The sequence below is a fragment of the Sinobacterium norvegicum genome (assembly GCF_923077115.1).
Classification (GTDB): domain Bacteria; phylum Pseudomonadota; class Gammaproteobacteria; order Pseudomonadales; family Sinobacteriaceae; genus Sinobacterium; species Sinobacterium norvegicum.
Window position 1 is genome coordinate 1,963,830 of the sequence record NZ_CAKLPX010000001.1, and the last position, 26,887, is coordinate 1,990,716.

Sequence of the window (26,887 nt, forward strand, 5' to 3'; positions counted from 1 at the left end):
TCTGGCCATATAATTATAGATTTCTATGTATGAAAGATAGCAATAATACCTTCCGCCTTCTCATGCTCTACCAGTCTCAAAACGATGCAGAAACTATTATTAGTTTGTTTCGAAACACTGGTCATGCAATTCGCGCGAAAAAACTCAATAACGAAGAAGAATTGACTGAGGCACTAAAAGAGCAGGATTGGGACATCCTTATTGGCGATGGCAAGCACCCTGACCTAAGTATTGAACAGGCACTTTCGACCATACAGGCCAGCAGCCAAAACGCTCTATTACCCACGCTCTTAGTGCTAGACGAAAACAGTAGTGATGCTGAAATTAACGAGTCTTATCCCCTCGGCGTCAGTGATGTGGTTCGCGCCAACAATGACACTCAGCTTATTCATAGTGCGCTACGCGATATCAAACACCGCCGAGCAGGTCTTGAGCACCAGCAGTTAGTCGAGCAGTTTAACGAGGTTCAAGACCGCTACGATCTTCTGCTTGAAGGGTCGCAAGACGCCATTGCCTATATAACAGATGGCATGCATATCCACGCCAATGATGCTTATTCATCGCTCTTTCACTATCAAGACAGCGATGACTTCGATTGCCTGCCTGTCATCGACCTTATTGCAGGCAGCGATCAAGATACTTTTAAAACCTTCTTGAAGCGCTATGGAAGTGACAGCGATAAACAGCAACACCTCGACATTACCGCGGTCAAAGAGAATGGCGAAGAGTTCAGTCTCAACATGCAATTTTCTGATGCGGTCTATGAGGGTGAAAACTGCACGCAAATCCTTATTCGTCAATCGGCAGGCAATGGTGATAATCAGTCGCAAAGCACCCCATCCAACGCCAGTATTTTAGCGCAGACCAGCAGCTTTATCGATCGATCGCAACAGGCGCACGGGGATTATGCGCTCGGATACATACGCCTCGACATCAGCAGCATCATCGCTAACGTTGGCTTTGATGCTGGCCAGGCAGTCTTTCAGCAGTTTCACGACTTTGTCGTCACCCAGGGCTTTACCGCCGAGGTTTATAACGGCTTCGACCTCATTGTTTTGGCCGAGAAGAATACTGCCGCCCTGCAGGACCAACTGCAGCAGCTTGTCAGCAGCAGCAGCGAACAGGTTTTCGAGGTTGATGGCAAAACCATCAACCTAACGGTCAATTGTGGCATTGTTGCCATCGATCACAAAGCCGATGGCAACGCTCAGATTCTCATCGACAACGCCTTCAGCGCCGCTTTTGAAGCTCACAACGAGGCTAATAGCAGCAAAGTTTTTGTTGCCGCTGCCGTCGTTGTCGATATCACAAGCCAAGGCTTAGACCTCGACACCTTTGTTGACAACCAAGGTATCAGTATCAACTACCAACCAGTCGTCAGCCTCCGTGGTGACAGCGGTGAATATTATGAGGCTCGCTATCAATGCAGCGAAGACTTTACCCAAACAGCAGAGCGTTTCTTTGCTAACGGCGAATCTAAGCTAGATCGCTGGATTATTATGGAGAGTACCAAGACACTTTGCGCACAACGCGAAGCCAATAAAACAGATACCCGTCTCTTTATTAATCTGTCGCCAACAGTGCTTAAAGATAGTGAATTTTGCAGTTGGCTTGGCTTTATTTTAAAGGCAGCCAATATTTCACCTCAAACATTGGTTTTTCAGCTACCAGCCGCCGCAGCCAGTGCGGCCATTACCGCAACACAGGCTTTACATGACGGTTTAAAGAAGCACCAACTAAGGTTCTCGCTTTCACAGTTCAGCAAACACCAGGCGGTGCTCAAACACCTTAACACCGATTTTGTCCGCCTCGACGACGTCACTGTAGAATCGCTGGGAGATGACGAAGAGTTACAAAAGCTCAAGGCTCTGATTAGAGATTTGGCCAACACCGATATTGCGACAATCGTGCCCGAGGTTAATATAGCTTCAATGCTGACCACGCTGTGGCAAATTGGCGCGGGGTATATCCAAGGTGATTATCTTCAGAGTGCCGATAGTGAGATGAGTTACGAGTTCACAGACTTAGCCTAACAACGCGGCATAAAAAAGCGCCACTGCTGGACGGCAGTGGCGCTTTTTTATCGTTCAAATTTCTTAGCTCAGGTTATTCAGTTCTCGATCACTCAAGCCCAACAGGTAAAGCACGCCATCCAAACCTAAGGTAGAGATGGAGTGCTTTGCGGACTCCTTTACAATCTGTTTCGCTCTGAAAGCAACACCAAGGCCTGCAATTGACAGCATTGGCAAATCGTTAGCACCATCTCCGACAGCAATAACCTGCTGCAATGAAAGATTTTCCCGCTCGGCCAGCTCTTGTAGCAACTCTGCTTTTCGATTGCCATCGACCACAATGCCGCTGACATTACCAGTCACCTTACCGTCGGCAATCTCAAGCTCATTGGCGTAGACATAATCGATACCCAACTTCTTTTGCAGAAAGTGGCCGAAATAACTAAAGCCACCTGATAAAATAGCTGTTTTGTAGCCCAGCGCCCGCATGGTAGAAACCAATCGCTCCGCACCTTCGGTCAACTTTAGGCTGTCAGCAATTCCTGCTAGCACGCTCTCATCCAGGCCTTTCAGCAGGGCAAGACGAGCGGCAAAACTCTCGCCAAAATCAAGCTCGCCCTGCATCGCTCGCTCGGTTATCTCTGCAACCTGCTCACCAACACCGGCAGCATAGGCAAGCTCGTCAATGACTTCTGCCTCGATCAATGTAGAGTCCATGTCGAAGCAGACAAGGCGGCGATTACGGCGATATATGTTGTCTTCTTGGTAGGCAATATCAATATCCAATTGAGCGCCGAGCTCTAAAAACTCTTTACGCACCAAGGTACTATCACCTAATGTCCCACGCAGCGACAACTGGATGCAGGCCTTATCTTTTTCGTTAGCATCATCAAGGGCAATCCGGCCTGATAGGCGATCAATCTTATCAATATTCAATTGGTAGCGCGCCACTACCTCCGTCACCTTTGCAATGTGCAATGCGCTCACTTTACGAGCTAACAAGGTCACTATGTGGCGAGGCTTACCCTGGCCACCAACCCAGTGCTGGTAGTCTTCATCATCAATTGGCGAGAAGCGTATCTGCACATCCAATTCATGAGCCTTGAACAAAATATCCTTCAGCACAGGAGCGCTCTGTTCCTCGTCTGTTAACTCAATCAAGAACCCCAGTGACAGTGTGTCGTGAATAACTGCTTGACCAATATCCAGTATATTGACGTCATAGCCGGCCAGAATTTGAGTGATTGTAGAGGTTAAACCAGGCTTATCTTCGCCTGAGATATTAATCAACACTATACGCTTCATGGTTACAACCGCTTAATATATGCTAGTAGTCATTCCCCATATTTTGGGGAAGCTTGTCGTTATCTTTTGCGCTATTGTACCTGCTATGACGCCAAGCATCATTATCAATATTCCCACTCGCTTACTTGAAGCCACTTTTAACTATGCGCTATTCGACAGATCTGACCAAGCCATCGCCCAGCCACAAACTTGCCGCGATCATTACTGCGGTAATGGCACTGATTATGCTCGCCGGCAATGGGCTCTCGGCAAGACAGCAGGCACAGGCTCTGGCTACGCAACAACATTTGTATGCGCAACAACTGGCCCATCAGACCTCATATTTTGTTGGCAATTTAATGCTGAAAAATAGTCGCGTCAGCATGCGAGCGTTAGCCAACCAGGTGTTAGCAGAGTCAGGGGCTTCGCAGATCACTTTTTTCAATGCCGAAAACAGCGCTGTTGCCAAGGCGGGAAAATCTTTAGGCAAGCCCTCCTATCGCTCAAACATACGCTTACAAGACAATATAGTCGGCTACATAGAGATTGAATTTCCCGCTTACCAATACCCCTCCTCATCGGCAGCAAGCTGGCTGTTCAGCCTCTTTACACTGCTGACTATCTACGGACTCACTTACGCCTTCTCCCGTCGGGTCAGCCGCAAGGTTGCCGCTATTCTTCCTCTGGCGGAACAAGGCAAGGCTGTCATGCTTGAACAGGCCCTGGCAGGTACCGGCCTCAGCTTTAGCCCTCAGGATAAAACAACGGCGGCACAATCACCGGCAACGACAGAACAGGTTTTGCTGGCGATACGTTTCACCAACCCTAGCGGCTTGGCCATTGATATTTTTAGCGCTGAAGACCGAGAACTGCTATTCAAAAATAAGGAGATTATCAACAGCGTTGCCAAGCTATACGACGGCAGTATCATTGCCGGCGCTGCTGGCGATACCTTAAGCTTTACCGCCACAGAGGATGGCTGTTTCCGCGCACTCTGCGCTGCCATTGTTATTCGCACATTATTTGAGCAATTTGCCAGCTCAGAGGATAGCAGCGATATCGCTCTCGCAATTGCCCGCTCGGAAAACAGCAGCACCCTGCCCGCCGCGCTGCATCAACAAAACTGGCTGGCCTTTCAGCAACAGACACTCGCCAGCGCTAATCAACTGGGGGAAATAGCGATGAACCGGTTACTACTGGCCGAACCAATCATTGCCGAACGCAGCCATGTGAACCACGACAACGGGGACGGCTATACTTTAATTTCGCTGGCTGCTGTGCACCAAAAAATTCTGGATAACCAAATTTTGCAACTGGCAAAATCACTCAGCCATTTGGATCAAATATAAAAAAACCGGCATCTGCCGGTTTTTTTATATTCATCGAAAGCACCAGGGCAATACCGTGCCAAAGGCAACAAGTGCCCCGGGCCGACATCACTATACCAGCCTTATTCGACCTCTATCTTATCAACGTTCTGGAAGCCTCTGGGCAGCTTGTGGCCACGACGGCCTCGCTCGCCTCGATAGTGCTCAAGTTCATCGAGTTTCATACCTAGATGGCGCTTACCGGCATGGACTATCAATCGCTGGCCATCGGCAATCACTGTTGCTGCGACAAGATACTCGTCACGGTTGGCCACTCGAGCCGATGGAATGCTGAGCAATTTATTGCCTTTTCCCTTGGCTAACTGCGGCAGATCCGCCACAGGGAAAACCAACATCCGCCCCTCATTACTCAAGGCTACCACGTAGTGATCTACCACTGAATCAATAGCCACTGGTGGCAGTATTTGCCCGCCTTTAGGAATACTCAGTATGGCTTTGCCCGCCTTGTTCTTGCTTTGGAAATCGGCAAACTTACCAATAAAGCCATAACCTGCATCGGTGGCCATCAGGAATAACTGATCCTCTTTGCCGCTTAACATCCCTTCGAAGGTTGAGCCTGAAGGGACGTTACAACGACCGGTTAACGGCTCGCCGTGCCCCCTCACCGAGGGTAGTGAATGGGTGGCAACAGTATACCCCCGCCCTGTCGCATCGAGAATAACAGCCGGCTGATTAGTCTTTGTTTTAATTGCAAAGCCAAGTTTGTCGCCGGCCTTAAAGCTCAAACCTTCGACATCAATCTCGTGACCTTTAGCAGCACGAATCCAACCCTTATCCGACAAGATGACGGTAACGGGATCGGAGCTCAACATGTCCTCTTCGCTGAAGGCCTTCGATTCGGCACGGGCAACCAGTGGCGAACGGCGATCATCACCGTAGGCTGCCGCTGCGGCAATCAATTCTTTCTTTACCAGGGTTTTTAGCCGTGCTTCAGAACCCAGGATTTTTTCAATCATATCGCGCTCGCGGGACAACTCATCCTGCTCAGCCCTGATGGCGATTTCTTCTAACTTCGCCAATTGACGTAGTTTCAAGTCGAGAATGGCTTCAGCCTGGGTATCGGAGATGCCGTAGCGTTCCATCAATACCAGTTTCGGCTTCTCTTCCGTACGAATAATGTGGATCACTTCATCAATATTGAGGAAGGCCACCAGCAGGCCTTCCAAAATATGCAGTCGACGTAAGATCTTCTCGAGACGATGGTTTAAACGCTTACGCACCGTATCTTTTCTGAAGGTCAGCCATTCACTCAAAATAGTATGCAGGTTTTTAACCTTGGGACGGCCATCAATGCCAATCATATTGAGATTGACCCGATAATTACGCTCAAGATCCGTCGAGGCAAACAGGTGATTCATCAATTGATCTGTATCGATACGGTTAGAGCGTGGCGTAATCACCAAACGGGTTGGGTGCTCATGATCAGATTCATCACGCAGATCCGTCACCATCGGTAGCTTCTTGGCTTGCATCTGAGCGGCGATTTGCTCCAACACCTTAGCGCCACTGGTTTGATGGGGCAGAGCCGTGACGACTATATCCCCATCTTCTTTGTGGTATACCGAACGCATCTTGGTGCTGCCGCGGCCGGTTTCATACATTTTCAGCAGGTCTGCCGCCGGGGTAATCACCTCGGCATCAGTAGGGTAATCCGGGCCTTTCACATACTGACAAAGATCGGCAACTGTCGCCTTCGGTTGTTCTAGCAAGTGAATACAAGCATCGACGATTTCGTTGACATTGTGTGGCGGAATATCCGTCGCCATGCCCACCGCAATACCTGTCGTGCCATTCATCAGCACGTAGGGCAATCTGGCCGGTAAGGCCACCGGCTCATCCAAGGTACCATCAAAGTTGGGCTGCCAAGAAGCCGTGCCCTGTCCCAGCTCAGACAGTAAGATCTCAGCAAAGCGCGACAATTTGGATTCGGTATATCGCATGGCGGCAAACGACTTGGGATCATCGGGCGAACCCCAGTTACCCTGGCCATCGACCAGCGGATAACGATAGCTGAAGGGCTGAGCCATCAGTACCATCGCCTCATAAACGGCGCTGTCGCCATGCGGGTGGAATTTACCAATAACATCGCCGACAGTACGCGCCGATTTCTTGTGTTTACTCGATGCCTTTAAACCCAGCTCACTCATCGCATAAATAATGCGGCGCTGTACCGGCTTTAAACCATCGCCCACGTGGGGCAATGCTCGGTCGAGAATAACGTACATGGAATAGTCCAAGTACGCCTTCTCGGTATATTGTTTGAGGGAAACCCGCTCAATACCATCTTGATAGGTATCGATAGTATTCGTCATGCTACGACCTGGTGCTGAATGAATCGGTTAGCTGACCAACACTGCCGTCAATAGCCGCTGGGGCGACATCACTGGTTATTTGTTAGCCAAGCTTGATTTTTTAATGCTTTACCTTATCAACGGCCAAAATACAGAGCAAGCACCGAGCACAAATAAGACCACAATAGTCTCGACTGTTTATCCTTCCTCCCTGTTTTCATTTGCCTAACCTGTGGCATAACTGCTATCTTCGCGCGCAACTTGGATTAAATTTTACTCATTTTATCTCACTCTTTAAAAAATATCGGTCAAACCTCCTATGTTACTTTCTTCTACCCGTGCTGATTGGTTCGGAAATATCCGTGGCGATGTTCTCGCCGGTATCGTTGTTGCCCTGGCATTAATCCCAGAGGCCATCGCCTTCTCTATTATTGCCGGCGTCGACCCCAAGGTTGGCCTCTACGCCTCCTTCTCCATCGCGGTTGTCATTGCCGTCGTCGGTGGACGCCCAGGTATGATCTCTGCCGCGACGGGTGCCATGGCGCTGTTGATGGTGACACTGGTGAAAGAGCATGGGTTGCAGTATTTACTGGCGGCGACCGTACTGACCGGTGTGCTGCAAATTATTGCCGGCTATTTAAAGCTCGGTCAATTAATGAGTTTTGTCTCCCGCTCCGTGATCACCGGCTTTGTTAATGCCTTGGCTATTCTTATCTTTATGGCACAACTGCCTGAACTAACCAATGTCACCTGGCATGTCTATGCCATGACGGCAGCAGGCCTTGGCATCATCTACCTGTTCCCCTATGTGCCAGTCATTGGCAAAATTCTACCGTCACCACTGATCTGCATTCTCTCCTGTACCGCCTTTGCCATGATTGTTGGCCTCGACATTCGCACCGTTGGCGATATGGGTGAACTACCCGACACTCTGCCTATCTTCCTATGGCCTGATGTCCCCCTCAATTTTGAGACCCTATCGATTATCTTCCCCTACTCCGTCGCCTTGGCCGTAGTCGGCCTGCTTGAATCATTAATGACAGCGACTATTATCGACGAGTTCACCGATACCGGCAGCGACAAGAATCGTGAATGTAAGGGCCAGGGTGTTGCCAATATAGCCACGGGTTTTATCGGCGGCATGGCCGGCTGTGCCATGATTGGCCAATCGGTCATCAATGTGAAGTCCGGTGGTCGTGGACGCTTATCGACCATGATTGCCGGTAGTGTGCTGCTGCTAATGGTGGTCTTCCTCAGCGACTGGGTGTCAATGATTCCAATGGCTGCGTTGGTTGCTGTAATGATTATGGTGTCAATCGGTACCTTTAGCTGGACCTCTATTACCGATTTAAAAGAGCATCCACTATCGACCAATATTGTGATGATTGCGACGGTGGTTGTCGTTGTTTGGACACACAACCTAGCCCTTGGTGTCTTTGTCGGTGTGTTGCTGGCCTCGCTGTTTTTCGCCAACAAAATATCTCACTTTATGTACTGTAAAACAGGTGTTTACGAGAACTCTAACACCCGTTATTACGAGATACACGGTCAGGTATTCTTTAACTCTGCCGATAAGTTTACTGAAAAGTTTGACTTTAAAGAGGCAGCGGAGCATGTTGTTATTGATCTGAGTCGCGCGCATTTTTGGGATATTTCTGCCGTTGCGGCGCTGGATAAAGTAGTCTTAAAATTCAAGCGTGAGGGCGCAGAGGTGGAAGTGATTGGTTTGAACCAAGCCAGCAAGACCATCATCGACCGCTTTGGTGTTCACGATAAGCCAGAAGAAATAGACGAGGTTCTAGGAGGGCATTAGTGAGCGGCCTAAAAAACTCAGTTTTAGCCTGTATTGATGGATCAAATAGCAGTTCAGCCGTGTGTGATTACGCGGCCTGGATTGCCAACACCATAAACCTTCCCCTAACATTATTGCACAGCGTAAGTAACGATCAGCCGCCGGCGACCGACCTCTCCGGCAGCATCGGCTTGGGTGCGCGAGAAGAACTGCTCAGTGAGTTAGCCGAGCTTGAACAACAGCGCGCAAAGCTGTTGCTGCAAGACGGCAAGGCAATGCTAGCTAATGCCGCTAAACGCTGCCAAGAACACGGCGTCTCAGCGGTGTCGACCCTACAGCGACACGGCAGTCTGGCCGAGTCGCTAATCGATTTAGAAAGCGAGACTCGCGTACTGGTCATGGGCCTGCGCGGTGAGAGCCATGATAAGTCTCGCTTTGGCGTTGGCCACCGACTAGAATCAGTCATCCGCGCCCTGCATCGCCCGATGCTGATTGTTAACCAGCCCTTTATCGAACCCAAGAACGTGTTACTCGCCTACGATGGCAGCGACAGCGCCAACAAGGCGCTCGAAATGGTCTGCCAGAGCACGCTGTTCAAACAGATTACCTGTCATGTTGTCTATGCTGGTGAGGATGAGGATCGAGCTCAGAGCCAACTCAGCCTGGCCGAACAGGCATTGACGAAGGCGGGCATCAATACTGTCATGGTCAAGCTCGATCACAGCCTCGATCAGGGCATTGCCGACCTGCAGGATAGCAACGCCATCGATCTGATGATTATGGGCGCCTTCAGCCACAGCCGCCTGCGCGACCTATTGCTCGGCAGCCTGACCAGTAAAGTGTTACAAAATACTGCCAAACCGCTGTTATTACTTCGCTAATATTGATCCAAATAGATCGGCGCTGCGTATTAATAACGGATATGGCATAATCCGCCACCAATAAATTCTAAACTTTGATCAACAAAGAGATGTAACCATGTTCAAAACCAATGAATATTTTGATGGCAACGTAAAATCTATCGCTTTTAATACTGAAACCCTGGCCGCCACCATCGGCGTCATGGCTGTGGGTGACTACGAATTTGGCACCAGTCAACGTGAGTATATGACAGTTACCAGCGGTCAATTGAATGTAATTTTGCCGGGCCAGATAACGGCGAAGACCTTTAACGAGGGTGAGACTTTTATTGTCGAAGCCAACCTCAGTTTTAAGGTATCGGCCGTGGTCGAAACCAGTTATCTTTGCAAATATGAAGACTAGGTTATAGGCGGTGTAAAAACCGCGCTAATCTAATCACAATAAACTCGATAAGGACGATCCATGAGTAACTCGATTTACGGTTTCGCACCCGCGGCAAAAAATGGCGAAAAGACATCATTGGAGCAATATAAAGGCAAGGTCTTACTCATCGTCAATACAGCCAGCAAGTGTGGCTTTACACCACAGTTTGATGGCCTCGAAGAGTTGAACAAGAAATATGCTGACCAGGGCTTACAAATACTCGGCTTTCCCTGCAACCAATTCGGCAAGCAAGACCCCGGCAGCAACGAAGAGATTACCGAATTTTGCCAGCTTAATTACGGTGTTAGCTTTCCAATGCTGGCCAAGATTGATGTCAACGGCAGCAATGCTGCCCCTCTTTTTAATTACCTCAAGACTGAGGCCAAGGGGCTGCTGGGCAGCAAAAACATCAAATGGAACTTTACTAAGTTTCTCATCAGCAAAGATGGCAACCAGATTCAGCGCTTTGCGCCGGCAACCAAACCGAAAGACTTAGACGCTGAAATCCAGAAACTGTTATCAGAATAAACGCTGTTGCGGCACCTGTAGTAGCTGCAGTTTAAAATCCTGCGGCTGCCATTCAATCGTTGATAACATCTGCATCGCCAACTGCGGCGCCAGCCTGTTGTCAGCGGTATGAAAAAAAACACTCACATCTCTTCCCTCTGCCAACCAAGCGCTTATTTTTTGACACCAAGGCGCAAAGAAGGTGCCGTTGTCACTGATTTGAGGGTGGCCGATAAAACGTATCATCGGGTTGTTCGCCAACGCCACCGCATGAACAGGCAGCCGAGGTTTCTTATTTTTAGCCTCGATAATTTCCTCGCTTAAATCGTCACAGGCAAAGAGAGCCCGTGAGTCAAACATTACCCGATCCACCCCCGCCTCAAATAACATTCTGTTAAGCCGCTTTTCTGCCTCGCCTTTTTGAAAAAAAGCGGGATGACGGACCTCCACGCTGTATTTCAACCCCTGAGGTAACGTGGTTAAGAATTGCTGTAGTAAAGGTAACTGCTCTGGCGAGAAATTAGCTGGTAACTGCAACATAAATACCCCGAGCTTGTCGGCCAGCGGCGCCAAGCGTTTGAAGTAATCGCTTGTCTGTTGCTGACAATGCTGCAAACCAGCCTCATGAGTAACCGACTTAGGCAGTTTAAAGTTGAAATGAAAGCCGTCTTCGGTTTGCTCATCCCATGTGGTCACCGTGTCGATGCTGGGCAACGAGTAAAACGTGGTATTACCTTCGACGGCATTAAACACTCGACTGTAGTGATACAGATATTCAGATGACGGCGTTGCCGGTGGATAGACCGTATTGAACCAGTGCTTACTGCTCCACTGGGGCATGCCGATATAAAAGCGACCTCTTTGCATGGCCATTGCTTACCTTTTAGCGATAAAAAAGCCCGCCAAAGCGGGCTTGATACTAGTGTTCGCGTGTCGCCCTAAAGTTGATATCGGGGTAGCGTTCCTCAGCCAAACTCAAATTAACCCGCGTCGGTGCCAAATAGGTTAAATGGCCACCGCCATCGATGGCAATATTATCCACTGCCTTGCGCTTGAGCTCGTCTAGCTTGGCCCCGTCTCCCTCAACCCAGCGGGCAGTATAAACATTGACCGGCTCGTAAATAGCCTCAACCTTGTACTCATCCTTGAGGCGATAGGCCACCACCTCAAACTGCAGCACACCGACGGCGCCAACGACAATGTCATTGTTCTTCATCGGGAAAAACACCTGGGTCGACCCCTCTTCAGATAGCTGTTGTAAGCCTTTTTGCAGTGCCTTCATCTTCAGCGGATCTTTTAAGCGGATACGGCGGAACAGTTCCGGGGCAAAGTGCGGGATGCCAGTAAACTTCAGTTCTTCACCAGCGCTAAAGGTGTCACCTATTTGAATGCTGCCGTGGTTGTGCAAGCCGATAATATCACCGGAAACCGCTTCCTCGACCAACACCCGCTCACCGGCTTTAAAGGTGACCGCATCGGCGATTTTGATATCCTTACCGTTGCGCACATGTTTCATCTTCATGCCCTTGCTGTACTTGCCGGAGCACACCCGCATAAAGGCAATTCGGTCACGGTGCTTAGGGTCCATATTGGCCTGGATTTTGAAAACAAAACCGCTGAATTTTTCTTCCAGAGGGTCTATCTCTCTACTGTTGGTTTGACGTGCCAACGGCGCGGGCGCCCAGCGGACAAAATCATCTAGCATTTCTTTGACGCCAAAGTTGGCCATTGCCGTACCAAAGAAAACAGGAGATTGCTGGCCCGCTAAATAAGCCTCAAGATCAAATTCGTGAGAGGCGCCACGGACCAGTTCAAGCTCTTCGACGATGTCGTCATAGTAGATGCCGAGGTATTCCTTAGCCTCATCGCTGGCCAAGCCCTGAATGCGAATATCGTCGCCCAAGACGAAGTTCTTACCCTGCTCGAAGACGTGGATGGTGTCGGTATACAGGTTGTATACACCTTGGAATTCCTTGCCCATACCCAGCGGCCAGTTGATCGGCGCGGCGGCAATACCCAACACTTCCTCAACCTCATCGAGTAGCTCGATAGGGTCTCGAATATCACGGTCGAGTTTGTTGACGAAGCCAATAATCGGCGTGTCACGCAGGCGACAAACATTCATCAGCTTGATGGTACGGTCTTCGACACCCTTGGCGCCATCGATTACCATCAGTGCAGAATCGACAGCGGTCAAAGTACGATAGGTATCCTCAGAGAAATCCTCGTGCCCTGGGGTATCCAATAGGTTAACCGTACAGCCGTTGTAGGGGAACTGCATCACCGATGAGGTGACAGAGATACCGCGCTCCTGCTCCATGCTCATCCAATCAGAGGTGGCATGACGATCGGCCTTCTTGCCCTTAACCGAGCCCGCTACCTGAATAAGATTACCGAGTAACAAGAGTTTTTCGGTAATCGTCGTCTTACCCGCATCGGGGTGAGAGATGATGGCAAAGGTACGTCGTTGATTGATCTGCTCAGTTAACTGGCTCATGGAGAGAATCCGCAGGGGTAAAAAACCGGCATTATACCGATTTAGCCCGCCGACTGCACAGCCGATATCACCGGGCGACAAAAAAGCCGTTTTTTATGATAAAAAACGGCTTTTTTTGAACCACAAGGGGCTGTTGCTCTCGCATAGAGCAACAGCTGGGAAAAGAGCAGGGTTATAACGCTAGTTGCCATCCTGCGGTTAGCGTGGCGTCTGTCTCCATTTGGATGCCATTCAAGTCTTGCATGACCGGCACGCCGTATTCAACAGCGAAGCGGTGCCCTCTTAATGGCCCGCCGGTCACCAGCGTATTCACTCCCACAATGGCATCGATCCGTTCACCACCAGTATTGGCAGTGTCCGCCGTTGTCGACATATTCATCGCCAAGGCTGGGTCTTCGCCGTTGATCTTATCCCACGACAAACCCTTGAGTCTGGCCGAAACGCTGACCGCCGGGTGGAAGCTATAGGCCGCCCAGGCATTCGCCTCATACTCATTACCAAGACGATAATCGCGGTCGTTTTCGCCGCTGCGGATGGTGGCTAATAACTGGCCACCCCAGCTGACTCGACCATTGGTATGACCGTTATAGGTGGCGCCTAGCTTCGCGTCCCAGGTGCCCGAGCCCAGTTGCATCGCATAGGGCATGACGACACCATTGTTTTTTTCGTCGATAGAACCTGTCGGCAGGCTGAGGCCAAGATTCCAATGCAGGCTATGATGCTCAGATTCCCAGCCCCGCACCAAGGCACCGACAGACAGGTCGCCCCAGCCGCTGCTCTCCATATCCATCATCATGGTATGCGACATCATCATGCCCGGCATTGCTCCTGGCATCATATGGCGCATGACCATATCCATCGATTTTTCACGGTAAGGCAACATTGCCATCAAGGTGACATTATCGGTCGGGGCAAACATACCGCCCAGCATATACCCTCGCATCGTCATCTTCGTTGGTGCCATCATGTACTCGCCACCATTAATGACATCTTCGGCTTCGATGCTGTCATCGCCCTCTAATAAGCCTTCCATCTCCATATTCATCGCCCGCAGCGACAGCATCCACTCGCCCTTGCCGTGCAAATGATCGCCCATTACACCAATAGGGGCGTGGCTGGAAGAGCCGTTACCGGCCAGATTATGGTTGCTATCTGCCTGAGTGACAGCACTGATTAGCACTGCAGCCACGGCTGCGGCTATTGCGGTTTTACTCATTTGTTCCAACTCCGGTATGGCTGTTATCTTTCTAACAATATTACCGAGTTGTTAGACATCGGAACATGCGACCAAATGTCGCAGGTAGTACTCGTGCAACATACGGCGGGATAATTTCACCCCGCCAGTCAGTAATTCCGGAGGTAAAACAAAATATCGGTCAGGGTGTTTGAAGCGAGCCAGACGAGGCTGCAAATACTCCGCAAGGTAGGTCGAATCAGCAGCGCTATCACCGGCGACACCACCACTTATAAAGGCAACAGGTCGTTGACCAAACTCACTATCATCGACAGCAAGCACCATGGCTTGATCGATCTCAGAGTGGGACAATAACACCGCCTCTATCTCTTCCGGTTGAATGTTTTCGCCACCGGAGATAAACATATTGTCCATACGACCAATAATTGTCAGAGTTCCATCGGTCTGGCGCCCTAAATCTCCGCTGTGATACCAGCCATCCTCGGACAACAGCGATTCGACTTCACCGCGACGATAATAACCCAGAGCCAGCGTCTCACCACGCAACCAAATTTCATCGCCGGACAAACACATTTGGCGTCTGGGCAACAGCCTACCCACACTGCTGGTGTGGTCCGCTCGTTTTACTGTCACTGTTGAGGCGGCCTCAGTCATGCCGTAGCCACACCAACAGGCAATCCCTTGCTGTTCTGCCAGCTCAGTCAAACCACTGTCGATATGACTCCCCCCTAACAGCACCTGTTTAAGCAGCGGATAACGAGACCGAGAGCGCTGCAACAATCGCTGCAACTGGGTCGGCACTAACGAGGCATGGGAGGCCAGCGACAAAGACCCCATGGCGCTCTCATCATCGACAACCAACCGGGCTCCACGCCATAACCAACGCCAAATAATGGCCATTCCCGATACATGATAAAGAGGAAGCGACAGCAACCAGCCATCCTCCTTTGTAAATGGAATCTTACTTAACAAGCCTTCTGCACTGGCCAAGTGCTGTCCTACCGTATGCAGTACAGCCTTCGGCAGACCACTGCTGCCCGACGTCATGACTAAACTGGCCCACTGCCCCTGCGATATTGTCGGGCTGGCTGGTTTATCCTCTGTAACACTCTCTAACGCCGACGAGAAAAACCCGTCACCGATGATAATTGATGCCGCCAACTGTTCGACTAGGCGTTTTTTTTGTTGCTCCGGAAAATTATGATTTAGTGCGGTGAAAACAGCCCCTAGCCGCAGGCAGGCCAAAAATAAAAACAGTTGCTCCGAGGGTTTTGTCGCCACACAAACAACAATATCTCTGCGGCCGACACCCTGCTGCTCTAGCCTCGCCGTTAACTGATCAACCCGTCGCCATAGCGACAACCAACTGACATTCTCACCATTAATTGTCGCCGCAACAGCGTCGCAGTTTGGCCATGTGAAAGAGCCAGATGATCGTGGGCTAGCCAAGTGCCACCTCCTCCAACTCAGCCAGGCTTCGTACAGGCAAGGTGGCGCCTGGCCAGCACCGTATTAACTGATGTTGGTAAATGCTTAAGGTATCCAAGCCAGGCAGAGTCTCCGGCGTTAGCTGTGCGGCCAATCTTGCCAACTGCCCCAAACCTAACGATGTCTCTAAGCTTGAGCTGATAATAGCCTCAACCCCCAGGGCCGATGCCTGCACTATTCTCTCGCAGCACTGCGCAATCGAACCGAGCAACATGGGCTTAATCACCCAGGCCACAACATGATCACATTGAGAAAAACCTATTTCGGGTTGTTGACGAAGCGTCTCATCCCAGGCCAGCGGCACACGGTATTGCTGCGCCAACAGTAAACTATCTTGGTGGTCACGGCAGGGCTCTTCGATAAAATCAATTTGTGCCATCAGCTCCGGTGGCATAGAGGATAGAAAATCCTTGCCCTGCGCCAAAGTCCAAGCCTGATTGACATCCAAACGATAACGGCAGCCCGGTCTGGACGTCATGTGCCGAATAAGCATCGCCAGCTCATCGGCAACTTTTCGTCGGCCAAGTTTGGCCTTCACAATGCCACAGTCAACCTTATCGGCACTGCTCAGCGAGCTTAAGAACGCACTGGAATAATTACCTGCAGTCGGCAGCGATGAGTTGAGCTCCGCATGTGCGAAGCTAAAACCACAACGTACCGATGGGCAGTAATCATCGATGCTTAATTGACCGCAGTACTGCCATTGCCTCAATAATTTTTCGGCGTCTGACTCAGCCTGCGGCAACGATTCGAGACTGAACCCTGATAACGGTGCCACCTCACCCAAACCCTGACGACCAGCCTCGCATAAAGCGATAATTAAACCCTGACGCTGATGCACTCTTTTCCCATTTAAAATAAGGCCACTATCGACAGGCAGTCGATAACGGTAAAGCTGCGCCAGTCTCGATGGGCTGGCTGCCATCAAGGGTTACGAGGGAATTTTTGAAAATCAGGGCGACGCTTTTCGTTAAAGGCGTTGCGGCCCTCCTGCCCCTCTTCCGTCATGTAAAACATCATCGTGGCGTTACCAGCCAACTCCTGCAAACCCGACTGGCCATCACAATCTGCGTTCAACGATGCCTTAAGGCAGCGCAGTGCCATTGGGCTATGTTGTAACACCTCACGACACCAGCGTACGGTTTCTTTTGCCAAGTCTTTCACCGGTACCACAGTGTTTACCAACCCCATAGCCTCGGCTTCATTTGCATCATAAAAACGGCAGAGAAACCATATTTCCCGCGCTTTTTTCTGGCCGACTATCCGCGCCATGTAAGAGGCGCCCCAGCCACCATCAAACGATCCCACCTTTGGCCCTGTTTGACCAAACTGAGCGTTGTCTGCAGCAATTGTTAAGTCGCACATCATATGCAAAACATGGCCACCACCGATAGCGTAGCCCGCCACTGACGCAATAACGGGTTTCGGGCAGGTGCGAATCTGACGCTGTAGATCTAACACATTCAGATGATGGGTTCCCTGATCATCCTTATATCCGCCATAATCCCCCCTCACGCTTTGATCGCCGCCCGAGCAGAAAGCTTCGTCGCCTAGACCGGTCAATATGATGACGCCGATATCAGCATCGTAGCGCGCCTTACTCATTGCATCGATCATTTCCTGAACCGTTAAGGGGCGAAATGCATTACGCACCTGAGGCCGGTTAATGGTGATTTTTCCGATACCATCCGCTGATTTATGAAAAGATATATCTTGATAGCCTGTCGATAAATCCTGCCATTCAACCGGTGCATAAAGCTCTTCTTCAGAAATACCTATTGTTCTAGCCATTAGTCGTATCTACCTTTTTAAAATTTAATCGTTCAATATAATTTTCAATAATAGCGCCAAAACGCTCAGGGAATTGGTGGTGAACATTGTGCCCTGCACCGACCACAATCGATAAGGGCCAGCCGCTTTTTTTAGCAATCGTTAAAAATTTAATATCTTCATCGCCTGCGATAAATAATCTTTCCACTTGCTGCAGCTGCATCGAATCAAGAAAACACGATTGTTTTGCCAGTGAGGTAGCCCTCAGCATCTTGGCGATTGCTGGACCATTATTATACTGACGGGAACGCACGGCTTTGTTCTGATCTGCAGCATTAAGGGATTTAAATACCGGCTGTCGATACCAATCACGGAGCACCGTGACAATATCCTCAGAGTCAAAACGTTGCCCCCAGGAAAGATCGTTCTGCCAGCGCTGCTCTTTTTCCATATTATCGATTAAGCCGGTATTACCATTTTCAATCACTATAGCCATCAATTTTTTATCAGCACTATTGGCCGCATAATCCATCACTAGGCGCGCCCCCAATGAGTAGCCAACCAATATATAGCGAGAGAGTGAAGCCAACACAGGTGCCAACAATATGCGAAAGTGGGCAAAATCATCAACCGTTATATCGACACTATCACCATGACCGGGCAAGTCGACGGAAATACAGTGGTAGCGTTTCCCAAGCGCGGTAATCACGGGTATAAAATCTGACGAAGAACCGAGCAAACCGTGGAGAAAAACCAAGGTTATATCATCAGCCTTCGATGTATGAGAAGAATTGGTCAACGTTGTTAACCGTATATTAGTCATCGTCGGATCCCACGAGATCGGCAATTTTTTGGCGTAGCCGCTGCATCATGACGACGGCACCATGTTCGGGAACCACAGCTTCGATAACCGTTGTTTGATTGCGTCCAAGGGCCGAGGTCACAGCCTCTTCGAAGCTATTTTTTTCATCCACCTGGCGATAGCAAAGTCCGAACATTGACGCTGCGTGATAAAAATTGAGACCGTGTGGCATCTGGTAATATTGTTTTTTATTCGCTTCATTAACCGGTAAAAAATCGAAGATTGCACCACCGTTATTATTAACCACCAATACTATCAACGGTCGATTTTTCTGCTGTAACAAAGCCATCGAATTCAAGTCATGCAATAACGCAGTGTCACCAATAACAAGCAACATCGGTTGTTCCGATGGTACTGCACACCCGGCAAATGTAGCGACCAAACCATCGATGCCAGATGCTCCTCTATTACTGTATATATGGCCGCTGTGAAAAGACGAAAAAATATCCAGCATTCTAGCCATTAGGCTATTACCGATAAACACATTGGTTTGCTCAACAGACAAGTTATTTAGTGACGAGACAATCGTTGCTTCATTGAGTTTTTCACTGGCCAGAAACTCAGCGACATGACACCTTATGACCAACAACATGACTGCCAAGTCGTCAGCCCATGACGCAGAACTCTGTGCCGCCAAACGGCATGAATAAGCACTTGCCCACTGCGCAATATTCGCCTTTATTTGTACCAATTGACGATGACTGCTATCCAGTCTCTGTTCACTTTCAGCCACCAACCAATATTGTTGCCACGATTGCGCGGCGACAAAGGCAAGTAAGCGTTTTGAAATAACACGGCCACCAAACTGTAGCAGCACTGTTGCTCGGCTCAACAGCTCATTAGCCTTGGGGTTATCCAACCAGAGATCATAGCCTCCAAACTGATTGACAATACCACTTTGGCTGTCAGCCAAGACAGGCCAACCCAGCCTTTCTGACAAGAGAATAATATTCTCTCGGTCTTGCATGGTAATCTGGCCAACAATAATCACCCCACGCTGGTCACTAAAATCACTTTCAGGCAGGGCATAGATATCTGTATTAATCAGTCGTTGCAAGTAGCAACCATCGCTTTTAGTCCAGCCGTCGACGGTGTGCATATAATCGTGATCTAACGTCTGTTCTCCGCCGTAAAGCGGTTCACGAAAAGGCATATTGATATGAACAGGCCCTGGCATTAATCGCTGTTTGTAAACCAGCTGATCGACGGATGACAACAGCCATGACGCTGGAATATCGGTACTGGCTGCCGGTAAGTTTAGAGTGGCAACCACATGGGTAGAAAAAATTCCCTGCTGTTGTATCGCCTGGTTTGCACCACAATCAATCAACGATTCAGGCCTATCGGCAGTAATTAGCACCAGCCGCTCACCGGTTAATCCTGCCTCAACAACAGCGGGCAATAAGTTGGCCACTGCGGTACCTGATGTGACAATCAGCGCAACCGGTGATTGACTCGCCTTCGACAGGCCCAGGGCATAAAAACACAGCCCACGTTCATCGAAGTGTGTGTGCAAGGAGCAGTTAAGTTGCTGCGCCTGCTCTGTCAGCAACGTCGAACGAGAGCCCGGTGCAATGCAGACATGCTCCACACCCAATCGCTGAAGCTCTGTTAGCACCAGTAACGCCCAACTTCGATTAACTGTAAGCTGGCTCATTTAGACCTCTTTCTTAACATCAATCAAACCAAACAGAGTCGATGTTTTGCGGCCCAACTCACGCCACTCACTGAGCGCCTCAGAACCCGGTACAATGCCAGCACCGGCATAGAGGTGCAGTTTATTTTTCTCTACCAATGCACTGCGTATACCCACACAAAACTCACTGCGCGCCTCACTGAAATAACCAATAGCGCCGCTGTACCAGCCGCGGTCAAAAGGTTCATGTTGATGAATAAAATCGACAGCCTCACGCAAAGGCAAGCCCGCAACCGCGGCTGTGGGCTGTAAACGCCTCAAAATAGCAGCATCATCAATAGCACCATTTACTTTACAACTAATATGATGCTTTAGGTGCTGAACCTTACGCAGCGCAATCAAATACGGACGATCACTGATTTCAATATTATTGTAATAGGGCTGCAATCTGGCGTGAATATCATCGACGACCAATTGATTCTCGTAGCCGTTTTTTTCATCCGTCAGCAACCAGTTTGCCATCGCTTGATCAGCATCATCACTAACGCCTCGCGCTGCGGTACCGGCTACCGCCTCGGTAGTAATCACATCATTCTCCCGGCGAAACAACCGCTCGGGGGTAGAACCCAAGAATGTCTTCTCTGCATCGATAGCCAGCATAAAGTGAAAGCTGCGAAGGTTTTCCTTGCGGCTTGCCTTCATCAAGCGTGTCGCCGACAGCTTACGATCAAATACCCAGCTCGATCGACGAGCCAACACAACCTTTTTGAACTTTTGGTCTTTAATCGCTACCAAGCTCTTGTCGACCATTGCTTGCCACTGGTCGAAATCCGGCTGCGATATAAAATTCTTTTGTATATATGGTGCGGCCAGCCTGTCGCATACCTCGGGTTGACGCAATTGGTTGAGACAGTCTATCGCCTGAGATTGATCACCTTGATACCAGGCGACACGCAATTTTAGAGCGGTATTTTTTTCTCTGATAAGCTCTATTCGAGGCAAGAAATAATAAGGTGAGGTACCTGACTCGATATGCTTTTCTTTATTGCCGCCACCAAAACTGCTTCCGCCCCAAACCCGCTGCCCCGTTGGCAAAGCCTGAACAGCCTCTTCCGCGCTGTCGAAGTGTCTGATGCAACCGAGCGCGACGATTTCTATTGCCTCGTCGCGACCACGCCAGTAACACCGCGGGTATAGGGTTTGCCCCTCATACCAATCGAGACTATCCAGTTTAATACTGGAGGTTAAATTGGCCTCAACAAAGCCCGACGGCTCTCTGCTATGCAGCAATTGCAGAACAAGCCAAGACAACGCCTTTGTCAGTTGCTGACGGCGGGTATCTTCGCTCTCGAGCTGTCTATCTATACAATTGATATTCACTTTAACTGAGTTCCCTCACAGTATTCGGTGTATCAAACATCGTCTCGACACACCCAGCAAGCATTTCTGACCCTGCCATTTTCAACGTCAATAACGGCTATATACTAAACTTATTTCAACAGGAAATATTAATTTCTGTCGGCAAAAATTTGATCCAGAGCATCTTCAAAAGCATTATTTTTGAAGACAAAGCCCGCTTCGAGCAAGGCCCTTGGTGCGACATTTTGACTATCCAACATCAAGCATGAAAGCTCGCCTAAGGTTTTTTTCAGGATGAATGCTGGCATAGGCAAGCGGCCAGGCCTTTTCAGCTTTCCTGCCAGTAAACGGGTAAACTCCGCATTAGTAACAGCGGTTGGAGCCGTTATATTAAACACCCCTTGGCAGTGTTCGTTAAGCATCAAGTATTCAATTGCCGAAACCGCATCATCAATAGAAACCCAAGACATATACTGCTGACCGCTACCCAGGCGACCTCCGCCACCTAGCTTAAAGATAGGCAGCACTTTGCCCAGCACACCGCCCTCTAATGCCATGACAATGCCAGTACGCAGAATGACCACACGGGTAGAATCTGCCGCCGTTTTCGCCAGCGACTCCCAGCGCTCACAAACCTGCTGTGGAAAACCACCGCCCTGAGCGCTGTTCTCGTCAACGACTTGACTGCCACTGTTACCATAAATACCAATAGCAGAACCGCTGATAAACACCGAAGGTGGAGTTTCACTGGCGGTAATAAGCTTGGCTATATGATCGGTTATGCGCCAGCGGCTTTGAACAATCATCTCTTTTTGACCCGAGGTCCAACGTTTTTCAGCGATCGGTTCACCAGCAAGGTTAATCACGGCATCAATATCGTTCAGTTGCTGCCAACCATAAAACTCTTCCAGAGGACAGTAAACCACTCCCTCCTCATTGGCGCGCGGTTGACGGCTGACAATGACTAGCTGGTGATTACGTTTCAATCTGCCCACCAGCTCACGTCCAATCAAGCCCGTACCACCTGTCAGCAAAACCCTCATGCAGCCACCTCAATATAATGATGTTAAAACTCAGTGTGTTAACCTAATATCAAAACAATCATCTTGACTCTACTTGAGCATATACCAAAAACGATAAAGACTGGGAATAATGGCCATAAATAAGACTGTTAAAGCGTGGTTTGAAGCCGCACGCCCTAAGACACTGCCTCTTGCACTGGCATCGATTCTAACTGGCAGCAGCCTTGCCGCTTGGCAGCAGCAATTTTCTTGGCCCTTGGCCGCAGGAGCGCTGGTCACCGCCATGTTGCTGCAAATACTCTCTAACCTGGCCAATGATTACGGTGATGCGATTAAAGGGACCGACAATGACAATCGTCTTGGGCCAGATCGCGCCATACAATCCGGTAGCATTAGCCCCAAGGCCATGCTGCAAGCTATCGCTGTTACCGTTGCTTTAACGCTGTCATCTGGCATCGCCTTAATCATCTTTGCCTTTAATAACACCGCCGATATACTCGGCTTTTTAGCCTTAGGGGTGATTGCCATTGTCGCAGCCATCACCTATACCGTTGGCAACAAACCCTATGGCTATCGCGGTCTTGGCGACTTATCCGTGTTAATATTCTTTGGCTGGTTATCAGTCAGCGGTGGCTATTACCTGTACACTGGCGACTTTCTTTGGCTCAGCCTTTTGCCGGCCACTGCCGCGGGATTATTAGCGGTTGGGGTATTGAATATTAATAACTTACGCGACATTGACAACGACAGGGACAGCGGCAAATTCACCTTGGTTGTTCGCATGGGGGGGGGCTGGGCGCGACGTTATCACCTAGTATTACTCGCCACCTCCTTCCTTTGTTTGATTGCCTTTTCTTACCTCGCTGGGCTGCCACCTTTGGGCTGGCTGTTCCTACTGGCTCTCATCCCTGCCGCCCTTCACGCTAAAGCAGTGCACACCTCCCAGCAGCCGCAAGAGATAGCGCCGATGATGTCACATATTGTCGGCATCGCATTGCTCACCAACGTGCTATTTTCCATCGGTCTCATCATCGGCTAAATCTGCAGGCAAAAAAAAGCCCGCTGCTGAGAGCGGGCTTCTTAATAAGCGAGACACTTATTTAAAGGATATTACGGCCTTTATTCGCGGCAATACGTAGGCGAAGAGCATTTAGCTTAATAAAGCCTGCGGCATCTTTCTGATCGTATGCGCCAGCATCATCTTCAAAGGTCGCAATATTTTCATCAAATAGGCTGTCCTCTGACTTACGGCCAACAACGGTGACGTTACCCTTGTAAAGCTTAACGCGAACCTCACCGTTAACGACCTCCTGCGTTTCGTCGATCAAGTTTTGCATCATTTGACGCTCAGGGCTCCACCAGTAACCGTTATAAATTAATTCGGCGTACTTTGGCATCATGCTGTCTTTCATGTGAGCAACTTCGCGATCCAGCGTTATTGACTCAATAGCACGGTGTGCTGGCATCATAATCGTGCCACCCGGTGTTTCATAACAACCGCGAGATTTCATCCCGACGTAACGGTTTTCAACGATATCCAAGCGGCCAATGCCATTGGCGTTACCGACTTCGTTGAGGTAGGTCAGTACCTCGGCAGGTGTCATCGCCTTGCCGTCGATGGCGACAATATCGCCCTTCTTGTAGGTAAACTCCAGATAAGTCGGCTCATCTGGTGCGTTTTCAGGAGAGACACTCCAGCGCCACATATCTTCTTCCGCTTCGGCGTAAGGGTCTTCTAAAATGCCACCTTCATAGGAGATATGAAGCAGGTTGGCATCCATTGAATAAGGAGACTTCTTCTTACCACCGCCAAAATCAACCGGGATATCATGTTCTGCGCAGTAAGCCATTAGCGTCTCACGAGAGGTAAGATCCCATTCACGCCAAGGCGCAATCACTGCCACCCCTGGCTTCAGGGCATAAGCACCTAACTCGAAACGGATTTGGTCATTACCCTTACCGGTGGCGCCGTGGCTGATCGCATCAGCACCGACTTCGTTGGCGATCTCAATCATGCGCTTGGCAATCAATGGACGGGCAATAGAAGTACCGAGTAGGTATTCGCCTTCATATATCGCATTGGCACGGAACATTGGGAAAACATAGTCGCGAACAAATTCTTCTCGCAGGTCATCGATATAAATTTCTTTCACGCCCAGTGCTTCAGCCTTGGCTCGCGCAGGCTCAACTTCTTCACCCTGACCGATATCGGCGGTAAAGGTTACAACCTCGCAGTTATAAGTCTCTTGTAGCCACCTAACAATAACCGAGGTATCGAGTCCGCCTGAATAGGCAAGGACGACTTTTTTTATCTCTGACATAATTCTATCCGCTCTTATCAAGCCAGCCACGATCGGCAGGGCTTCCAACGATCAATATTTGGCCGCTATTCTAAACCTTGTCCGGTAAGATTTCATCCGTTTCGACAGTCTATCAAGGCGATTCGACGACAATTCTTTAGAAACTGCCGCCAATCAAGTAAAATGACCCAATATTTCACCATGGCGTACCCTACCAATGACCGAGTTAATTATTACCCGTCCAGATGACTGGCATCTTCATCTTCGCGACGATCAGTCTCTCTCTACTACCGTTGCAGATACCGCCCGCATCTTTGCTCGCGCAATCGTCATGCCCAATCTATCACCGCCGATTACCACCATGCAGATGGCCGTCGACTACAAGTCTCGCATCGACGCTCACAGCCCTGGTCGTTTTCAGCCTCTGATGGCGATATACCTTACCGACATCACCTCACCTGAGGTGATTATCGAGGCCAAAAACAGTGGCATTGTATTTGGCGCCAAACTTTACCCCGCTGGCGCCACCACAGGTTCTGCCTCCGGCGTCACCGCTATTGAAAAAATCTTCCCCGCGTTGGCCGCCATGGAAGAGTGTGGCTTGCCCCTGTTGATTCACGGCGAAGTCACTCACGATGAGGTTGATATCTTTGACCGTGAGAAACGCTTCTTAGATACTCATTTGCTGACAATTACCAATAAGTTCCCTGCTCTGCGTATGGTGGTTGAACACATTACCACCAAGGATGCCGCTGACTTCGTCATTGCCAGTGGCGACAATGTGGCCGCAACGATTACGCCGCAGCATTTGCTGTACAACCGCAACCACATGCTGGTCGGCGGTATCAAACCACACTTCTACTGCCTGCCCATATTAAAGCGCAACACCCATCAAACAGCCCTGATCGAAGCCGCCATCAGTGGCAATACCAGTTTCTTCTTAGGTACTGACTCTGCGCCTCACACCACGGCCAATAAAGAGAACAGCTGTGGCTGTGCCGGCTGCTACTCCGCCTTCGCCGGTTTAGAACTCTATGCTGAAGCCTTCGACGCAGCAGGCGCCATCGACAAGCTGGAAGGTTTTGCCAGTCACCACGGCCCAGATTTTTACCGCCTTCCTCGCAATACTGATAAGGTTAAGCTGATTAAGTCGAGCTGGACCGTCGCCAACCAGTTGCCACTCGGCAACGAATTACTGACCCCGCTAAAGGCAGGCGAAGAGATTCAATGGCAGGCCGAGTTACTCGACTAAATAAAGGATATATTGTGAGCGATAGTAAATCAGCGAATAAAACACCAATGGCGCGACGGTTTCGTGGCTTTCTGCCCGTGATCATCGACGTCGAAACCGGTGGTTTTAACGCCCAAACAGATGCTCTATTACAGATTGGCGCCACTACTCTGAGGATGGACAATGAGGGTTATCTGTATAAAGACAGCACCTATTTTTATCAGGTCGAACCTTTTAAGAACGCTAATTTAGAAAAAGCAGCCCTCGATTTTACCGGCATCGACCCCTTTCACCCACTGCGTGGTGCCAGGCCCGAAGATGAGGTACTGAAAGAGTTTTATCAACACATTCGTAAGGCCGTGAAAGATAACGGCTGCACTCGTGCGGTGTTAGTCGGCCACAATGCTCACTTCGATCATAATTTCATGATGGCCGCCGCCGAGCGTTGTGACATCAAACGCAACCCCTTCCACCCATTCTCCTGCTTCGATACAGCCACGCTCGCAGGTTTCGTACTGGGTCAGACAGTGCTTGCCAAGGCCTGTATCTTGGCAGGCATACCCTTTGATAATGCTGCCGCTCACGCTGCTGATTATGACGCTGAACGGACAGCAGAGCTGTTCTGCTTAATGGTCAATCGTTTTAAAAATATTGGCGGCTGGGACCTGGCTGTACGTGCCACCAAGCTGCAAGAAAACGACTAAACCTCGATAAAGCCCTATGCCTTACGCCAAAGCATAGGGGCTTCCCTCTTAACAGCCCCAAATTCTCCTTCCGCCCCTGACCACTTGATCGTCTTGCCTGCAGCATTCTTGGCAGAATACTCATTGTTATCACAACCTAAACCCCAGCCATAAAAAAACCCCGTAAGCGTTAGCTTACGGGGTCTTAGAATAAAAGCCTGACGATGACCTACTCTCACATGGGGAAACCCCACACTACCATCGGCGAGGAATCGTTTCACTACTG

The 26,887-nt window shown here is 49.7% G+C and carries 23 protein-coding genes; 9 read left to right on the forward strand and 14 right to left on the reverse strand.

Translation table 11 applies throughout. The features are described 5' to 3' along the window. Positions 1–29: 29 nt before the first annotated feature. On the forward strand, positions 30–2,033 hold the full coding sequence (locus tag L9P87_RS08865) for an EAL domain-containing protein (protein ID WP_237444315.1): 2,004 nt from the start codon (positions 30–32) through the stop codon (positions 2,031–2,033). A gap of 63 nt (positions 2,034–2,096) precedes the next feature. On the opposite strand, the gene serB is transcribed toward L9P87_RS08865, so the two are convergent. After that, positions 2,097–3,317, reverse strand: coding sequence for a phosphoserine phosphatase SerB (serB, locus tag L9P87_RS08870; protein WP_237444316.1), 1,221 nt, complete (start codon positions 3,315–3,317; stop codon positions 2,097–2,099). A gap of 143 nt (positions 3,318–3,460) precedes the next feature. Here serB and L9P87_RS08875 point away from each other — a divergent pair, with 143 nt between their 5' ends. Then, positions 3,461–4,645: a hypothetical protein gene (locus L9P87_RS08875; protein WP_237444317.1), complete on the forward strand. Its 1,185-nt coding sequence runs from the start codon at positions 3,461–3,463 to the stop codon at positions 4,643–4,645. A 101-nt stretch (positions 4,646–4,746) separates the two neighbouring features. On the opposite strand, the gene parC is transcribed toward L9P87_RS08875, so the two are convergent. Beyond that, positions 4,747–6,996: a DNA topoisomerase IV subunit A gene (parC, locus tag L9P87_RS08880; protein WP_237444318.1), complete on the reverse strand. Its 2,250-nt coding sequence runs from the start codon at positions 6,994–6,996 to the stop codon at positions 4,747–4,749. A 298-nt stretch (positions 6,997–7,294) separates the two neighbouring features. On the opposite strand from parC, the gene L9P87_RS08885 reads away from it, so the two are divergent. From L9P87_RS08885 to L9P87_RS08900, 4 genes are all read left to right on the forward strand, one after another. Beyond that, positions 7,295–8,788: a SulP family inorganic anion transporter gene (locus L9P87_RS08885; protein ID WP_237444319.1), complete on the forward strand. Its 1,494-nt coding sequence runs from the start codon at positions 7,295–7,297 to the stop codon at positions 8,786–8,788. Next, positions 8,788–9,648 carry a universal stress protein gene (locus tag L9P87_RS08890; RefSeq protein WP_237444320.1) on the forward strand — a complete coding sequence of 287 codons (861 nt, stop codon included), beginning with the start codon at positions 8,788–8,790 and terminating at the stop codon, positions 9,646–9,648. Before L9P87_RS08885 ends, L9P87_RS08890 begins: the two co-directional genes overlap by 1 nt. 97 nt (positions 9,649–9,745) lie before the next feature. Beyond that, positions 9,746–10,030, forward strand: a complete 285-nt coding sequence (gene ppnP, locus L9P87_RS08895; protein WP_237444321.1) for a pyrimidine/purine nucleoside phosphorylase — start codon at positions 9,746–9,748, stop codon at positions 10,028–10,030. A 60-nt stretch (positions 10,031–10,090) separates the two neighbouring features. Next, positions 10,091–10,579 carry a glutathione peroxidase gene (locus L9P87_RS08900; protein WP_237444322.1) on the forward strand — a complete coding sequence of 163 codons (489 nt, stop codon included), beginning with the start codon at positions 10,091–10,093 and terminating at the stop codon, positions 10,577–10,579. Here L9P87_RS08900 and L9P87_RS08905 read toward each other — a convergent pair. The 10 genes from L9P87_RS08905 to L9P87_RS08950 form a co-directional block, all read right to left on the reverse strand. Beyond that, positions 10,571–11,431, reverse strand: coding sequence for a DUF72 domain-containing protein (locus tag L9P87_RS08905; RefSeq protein WP_237444323.1), 861 nt, complete (start codon positions 11,429–11,431; stop codon positions 10,571–10,573). The two genes, L9P87_RS08900 and L9P87_RS08905, sit on opposite strands and share 9 nt — an antisense overlap. A 46-nt stretch (positions 11,432–11,477) precedes the next feature. Further along, entirely contained in the window at positions 11,478–13,055 is a 1,578-nt protein-coding gene (locus tag L9P87_RS08910) for a peptide chain release factor 3 (RefSeq protein ID WP_237444324.1), read from the reverse strand. A 172-nt stretch (positions 13,056–13,227) separates the two neighbouring features. Next, positions 13,228–14,271, reverse strand: a complete 1,044-nt coding sequence (locus L9P87_RS08915; protein ID WP_237444325.1) for a transporter — start codon at positions 14,269–14,271, stop codon at positions 13,228–13,230. Positions 14,272–14,322: 51 nt separating this feature from the next. Then, a complete protein-coding gene (gene menE / locus L9P87_RS08920) occupies positions 14,323–15,699 on the reverse strand; it encodes an o-succinylbenzoate--CoA ligase (RefSeq protein ID WP_237444326.1) in 1,377 nt (458 codons plus the stop codon). Further along, positions 15,692–16,663: an o-succinylbenzoate synthase gene (gene menC / locus L9P87_RS08925; RefSeq protein WP_237444327.1), complete on the reverse strand. Its 972-nt coding sequence runs from the start codon at positions 16,661–16,663 to the stop codon at positions 15,692–15,694. The genes menE and menC overlap by 8 nt, the downstream gene beginning before the upstream one ends. Beyond that, on the reverse strand, positions 16,663–17,529 hold the full coding sequence (menB, locus tag L9P87_RS08930; protein ID WP_237444328.1) for a 1,4-dihydroxy-2-naphthoyl-CoA synthase: 867 nt from the start codon (positions 17,527–17,529) through the stop codon (positions 16,663–16,665). Before menB ends, menC begins: the two co-directional genes overlap by 1 nt. Continuing rightward, positions 17,522–18,331, reverse strand: coding sequence for a 2-succinyl-6-hydroxy-2,4-cyclohexadiene-1-carboxylate synthase (gene menH, locus L9P87_RS08935; protein WP_237444329.1), 810 nt, complete (start codon positions 18,329–18,331; stop codon positions 17,522–17,524). Before menH ends, menB begins: the two co-directional genes overlap by 8 nt. Beyond that, positions 18,324–20,027 carry a 2-succinyl-5-enolpyruvyl-6-hydroxy-3-cyclohexene-1-carboxylic-acid synthase gene (menD, locus tag L9P87_RS08940; RefSeq protein WP_237444330.1) on the reverse strand — a complete coding sequence of 568 codons (1,704 nt, stop codon included), beginning with the start codon at positions 20,025–20,027 and terminating at the stop codon, positions 18,324–18,326. The genes menH and menD overlap by 8 nt, the downstream gene beginning before the upstream one ends. Then, positions 20,028–21,386 carry an isochorismate synthase gene (locus L9P87_RS08945; RefSeq protein WP_237444331.1) on the reverse strand — a complete coding sequence of 453 codons (1,359 nt, stop codon included), beginning with the start codon at positions 21,384–21,386 and terminating at the stop codon, positions 20,028–20,030. Positions 21,387–21,514: 128 nt separating this feature from the next. Next, positions 21,515–22,408, reverse strand: coding sequence for a TIGR01777 family oxidoreductase (locus L9P87_RS08950; protein WP_237444332.1), 894 nt, complete (start codon positions 22,406–22,408; stop codon positions 21,515–21,517). Between the two features lie 109 nt (positions 22,409–22,517). On the opposite strand from L9P87_RS08950, the gene L9P87_RS08955 reads away from it, so the two are divergent. Further along, a complete protein-coding gene (locus tag L9P87_RS08955; RefSeq protein ID WP_237444333.1) occupies positions 22,518–23,426 on the forward strand; it encodes a 1,4-dihydroxy-2-naphthoate polyprenyltransferase in 909 nt (302 codons plus the stop codon). Positions 23,427–23,487: 61 nt separating this feature from the next. Here the strand turns inward: L9P87_RS08955 and L9P87_RS08960 are convergent, their stop codons facing one another. Then, positions 23,488–24,708 (reverse strand): argininosuccinate synthase, encoded by a 1,221-nt coding sequence (locus L9P87_RS08960; RefSeq protein ID WP_237444334.1) that lies wholly within the window; start codon positions 24,706–24,708, stop codon positions 23,488–23,490. A 196-nt stretch (positions 24,709–24,904) separates the two neighbouring features. Between L9P87_RS08960 and pyrC the strand changes: the two genes are divergently transcribed. Together pyrC and rnt are read left to right on the forward strand one after the other, a co-directional pair. Next, the gene (gene pyrC, locus L9P87_RS08965; protein WP_237444335.1) at positions 24,905–25,939 is read left to right on the forward strand and encodes a dihydroorotase; all 1,035 of its coding nucleotides are present in this window, start codon (positions 24,905–24,907) and stop codon (positions 25,937–25,939) included. A 47-nt stretch (positions 25,940–25,986) separates the two neighbouring features. Beyond that, complete coding sequence (gene rnt / locus L9P87_RS08970; protein WP_237444396.1) at positions 25,987–26,622, forward strand: ribonuclease T; 636 nt, start codon at positions 25,987–25,989, stop codon at positions 26,620–26,622. Between the two features lie 14 nt (positions 26,623–26,636). Here the strand turns inward: rnt and L9P87_RS08975 are convergent. After that, a partial coding sequence (locus L9P87_RS08975; protein ID WP_237444336.1) for a hypothetical protein occupies positions 26,637–26,887 on the reverse strand: 251 nt, incomplete at its 5' end.

Excerpts from the sequence above, each read along its gene's own strand:
- L9P87_RS08865 (WP_237444315.1), top strand. The coding sequence starts at position 30 with ATGAAAGATAGCAATAATACCTTCCGCCTTCTCATGCTCTACCAGTCT.
- serB (WP_237444316.1), bottom strand. The coding sequence starts at position 3,317 with ATGAAGCGTATAGTGTTGATTAATATCTCAGGCGAAGATAAGCCTGGT.
- L9P87_RS08875 (WP_237444317.1), top strand. The coding sequence starts at position 3,461 with ATGCGCTATTCGACAGATCTGACCAAGCCATCGCCCAGCCACAAACTT.
- parC (WP_237444318.1), bottom strand. The coding sequence starts at position 6,996 with ATGACGAATACTATCGATACCTATCAAGATGGTATTGAGCGGGTTTCC.
- L9P87_RS08885 (WP_237444319.1), top strand. The coding sequence starts at position 7,295 with ATGTTACTTTCTTCTACCCGTGCTGATTGGTTCGGAAATATCCGTGGC.
- ppnP (WP_237444321.1), top strand. The coding sequence starts at position 9,746 with ATGTTCAAAACCAATGAATATTTTGATGGCAACGTAAAATCTATCGCT.
- L9P87_RS08900 (WP_237444322.1), top strand. The coding sequence starts at position 10,091 with ATGAGTAACTCGATTTACGGTTTCGCACCCGCGGCAAAAAATGGCGAA.
- L9P87_RS08905 (WP_237444323.1), bottom strand. The coding sequence starts at position 11,431 with ATGGCCATGCAAAGAGGTCGCTTTTATATCGGCATGCCCCAGTGGAGC.
- L9P87_RS08910 (WP_237444324.1), bottom strand. The coding sequence starts at position 13,055 with ATGAGCCAGTTAACTGAGCAGATCAATCAACGACGTACCTTTGCCATC.
- L9P87_RS08915 (WP_237444325.1), bottom strand. The coding sequence starts at position 14,271 with ATGAGTAAAACCGCAATAGCCGCAGCCGTGGCTGCAGTGCTAATCAGT.
- menC (WP_237444327.1), bottom strand. The coding sequence starts at position 16,663 with ATGGCAGCCAGCCCATCGAGACTGGCGCAGCTTTACCGTTATCGACTG.
- menB (WP_237444328.1), bottom strand. The coding sequence starts at position 17,529 with ATGGCTAGAACAATAGGTATTTCTGAAGAAGAGCTTTATGCACCGGTT.
- menH (WP_237444329.1), bottom strand. The coding sequence starts at position 18,331 with ATGACTAATATACGGTTAACAACGTTGACCAATTCTTCTCATACATCG.
- menD (WP_237444330.1), bottom strand. The coding sequence starts at position 20,027 with ATGAGCCAGCTTACAGTTAATCGAAGTTGGGCGTTACTGGTGCTAACA.
- L9P87_RS08950 (WP_237444332.1), bottom strand. The coding sequence starts at position 22,408 with ATGAGGGTTTTGCTGACAGGTGGTACGGGCTTGATTGGACGTGAGCTG.
- L9P87_RS08955 (WP_237444333.1), top strand. The coding sequence starts at position 22,518 with ATGGCCATAAATAAGACTGTTAAAGCGTGGTTTGAAGCCGCACGCCCT.
- L9P87_RS08960 (WP_237444334.1), bottom strand. The coding sequence starts at position 24,708 with ATGTCAGAGATAAAAAAAGTCGTCCTTGCCTATTCAGGCGGACTCGAT.
- pyrC (WP_237444335.1), top strand. The coding sequence starts at position 24,905 with ATGACCGAGTTAATTATTACCCGTCCAGATGACTGGCATCTTCATCTT.
- rnt (WP_237444396.1), top strand. The coding sequence starts at position 25,987 with ATGGCGCGACGGTTTCGTGGCTTTCTGCCCGTGATCATCGACGTCGAA.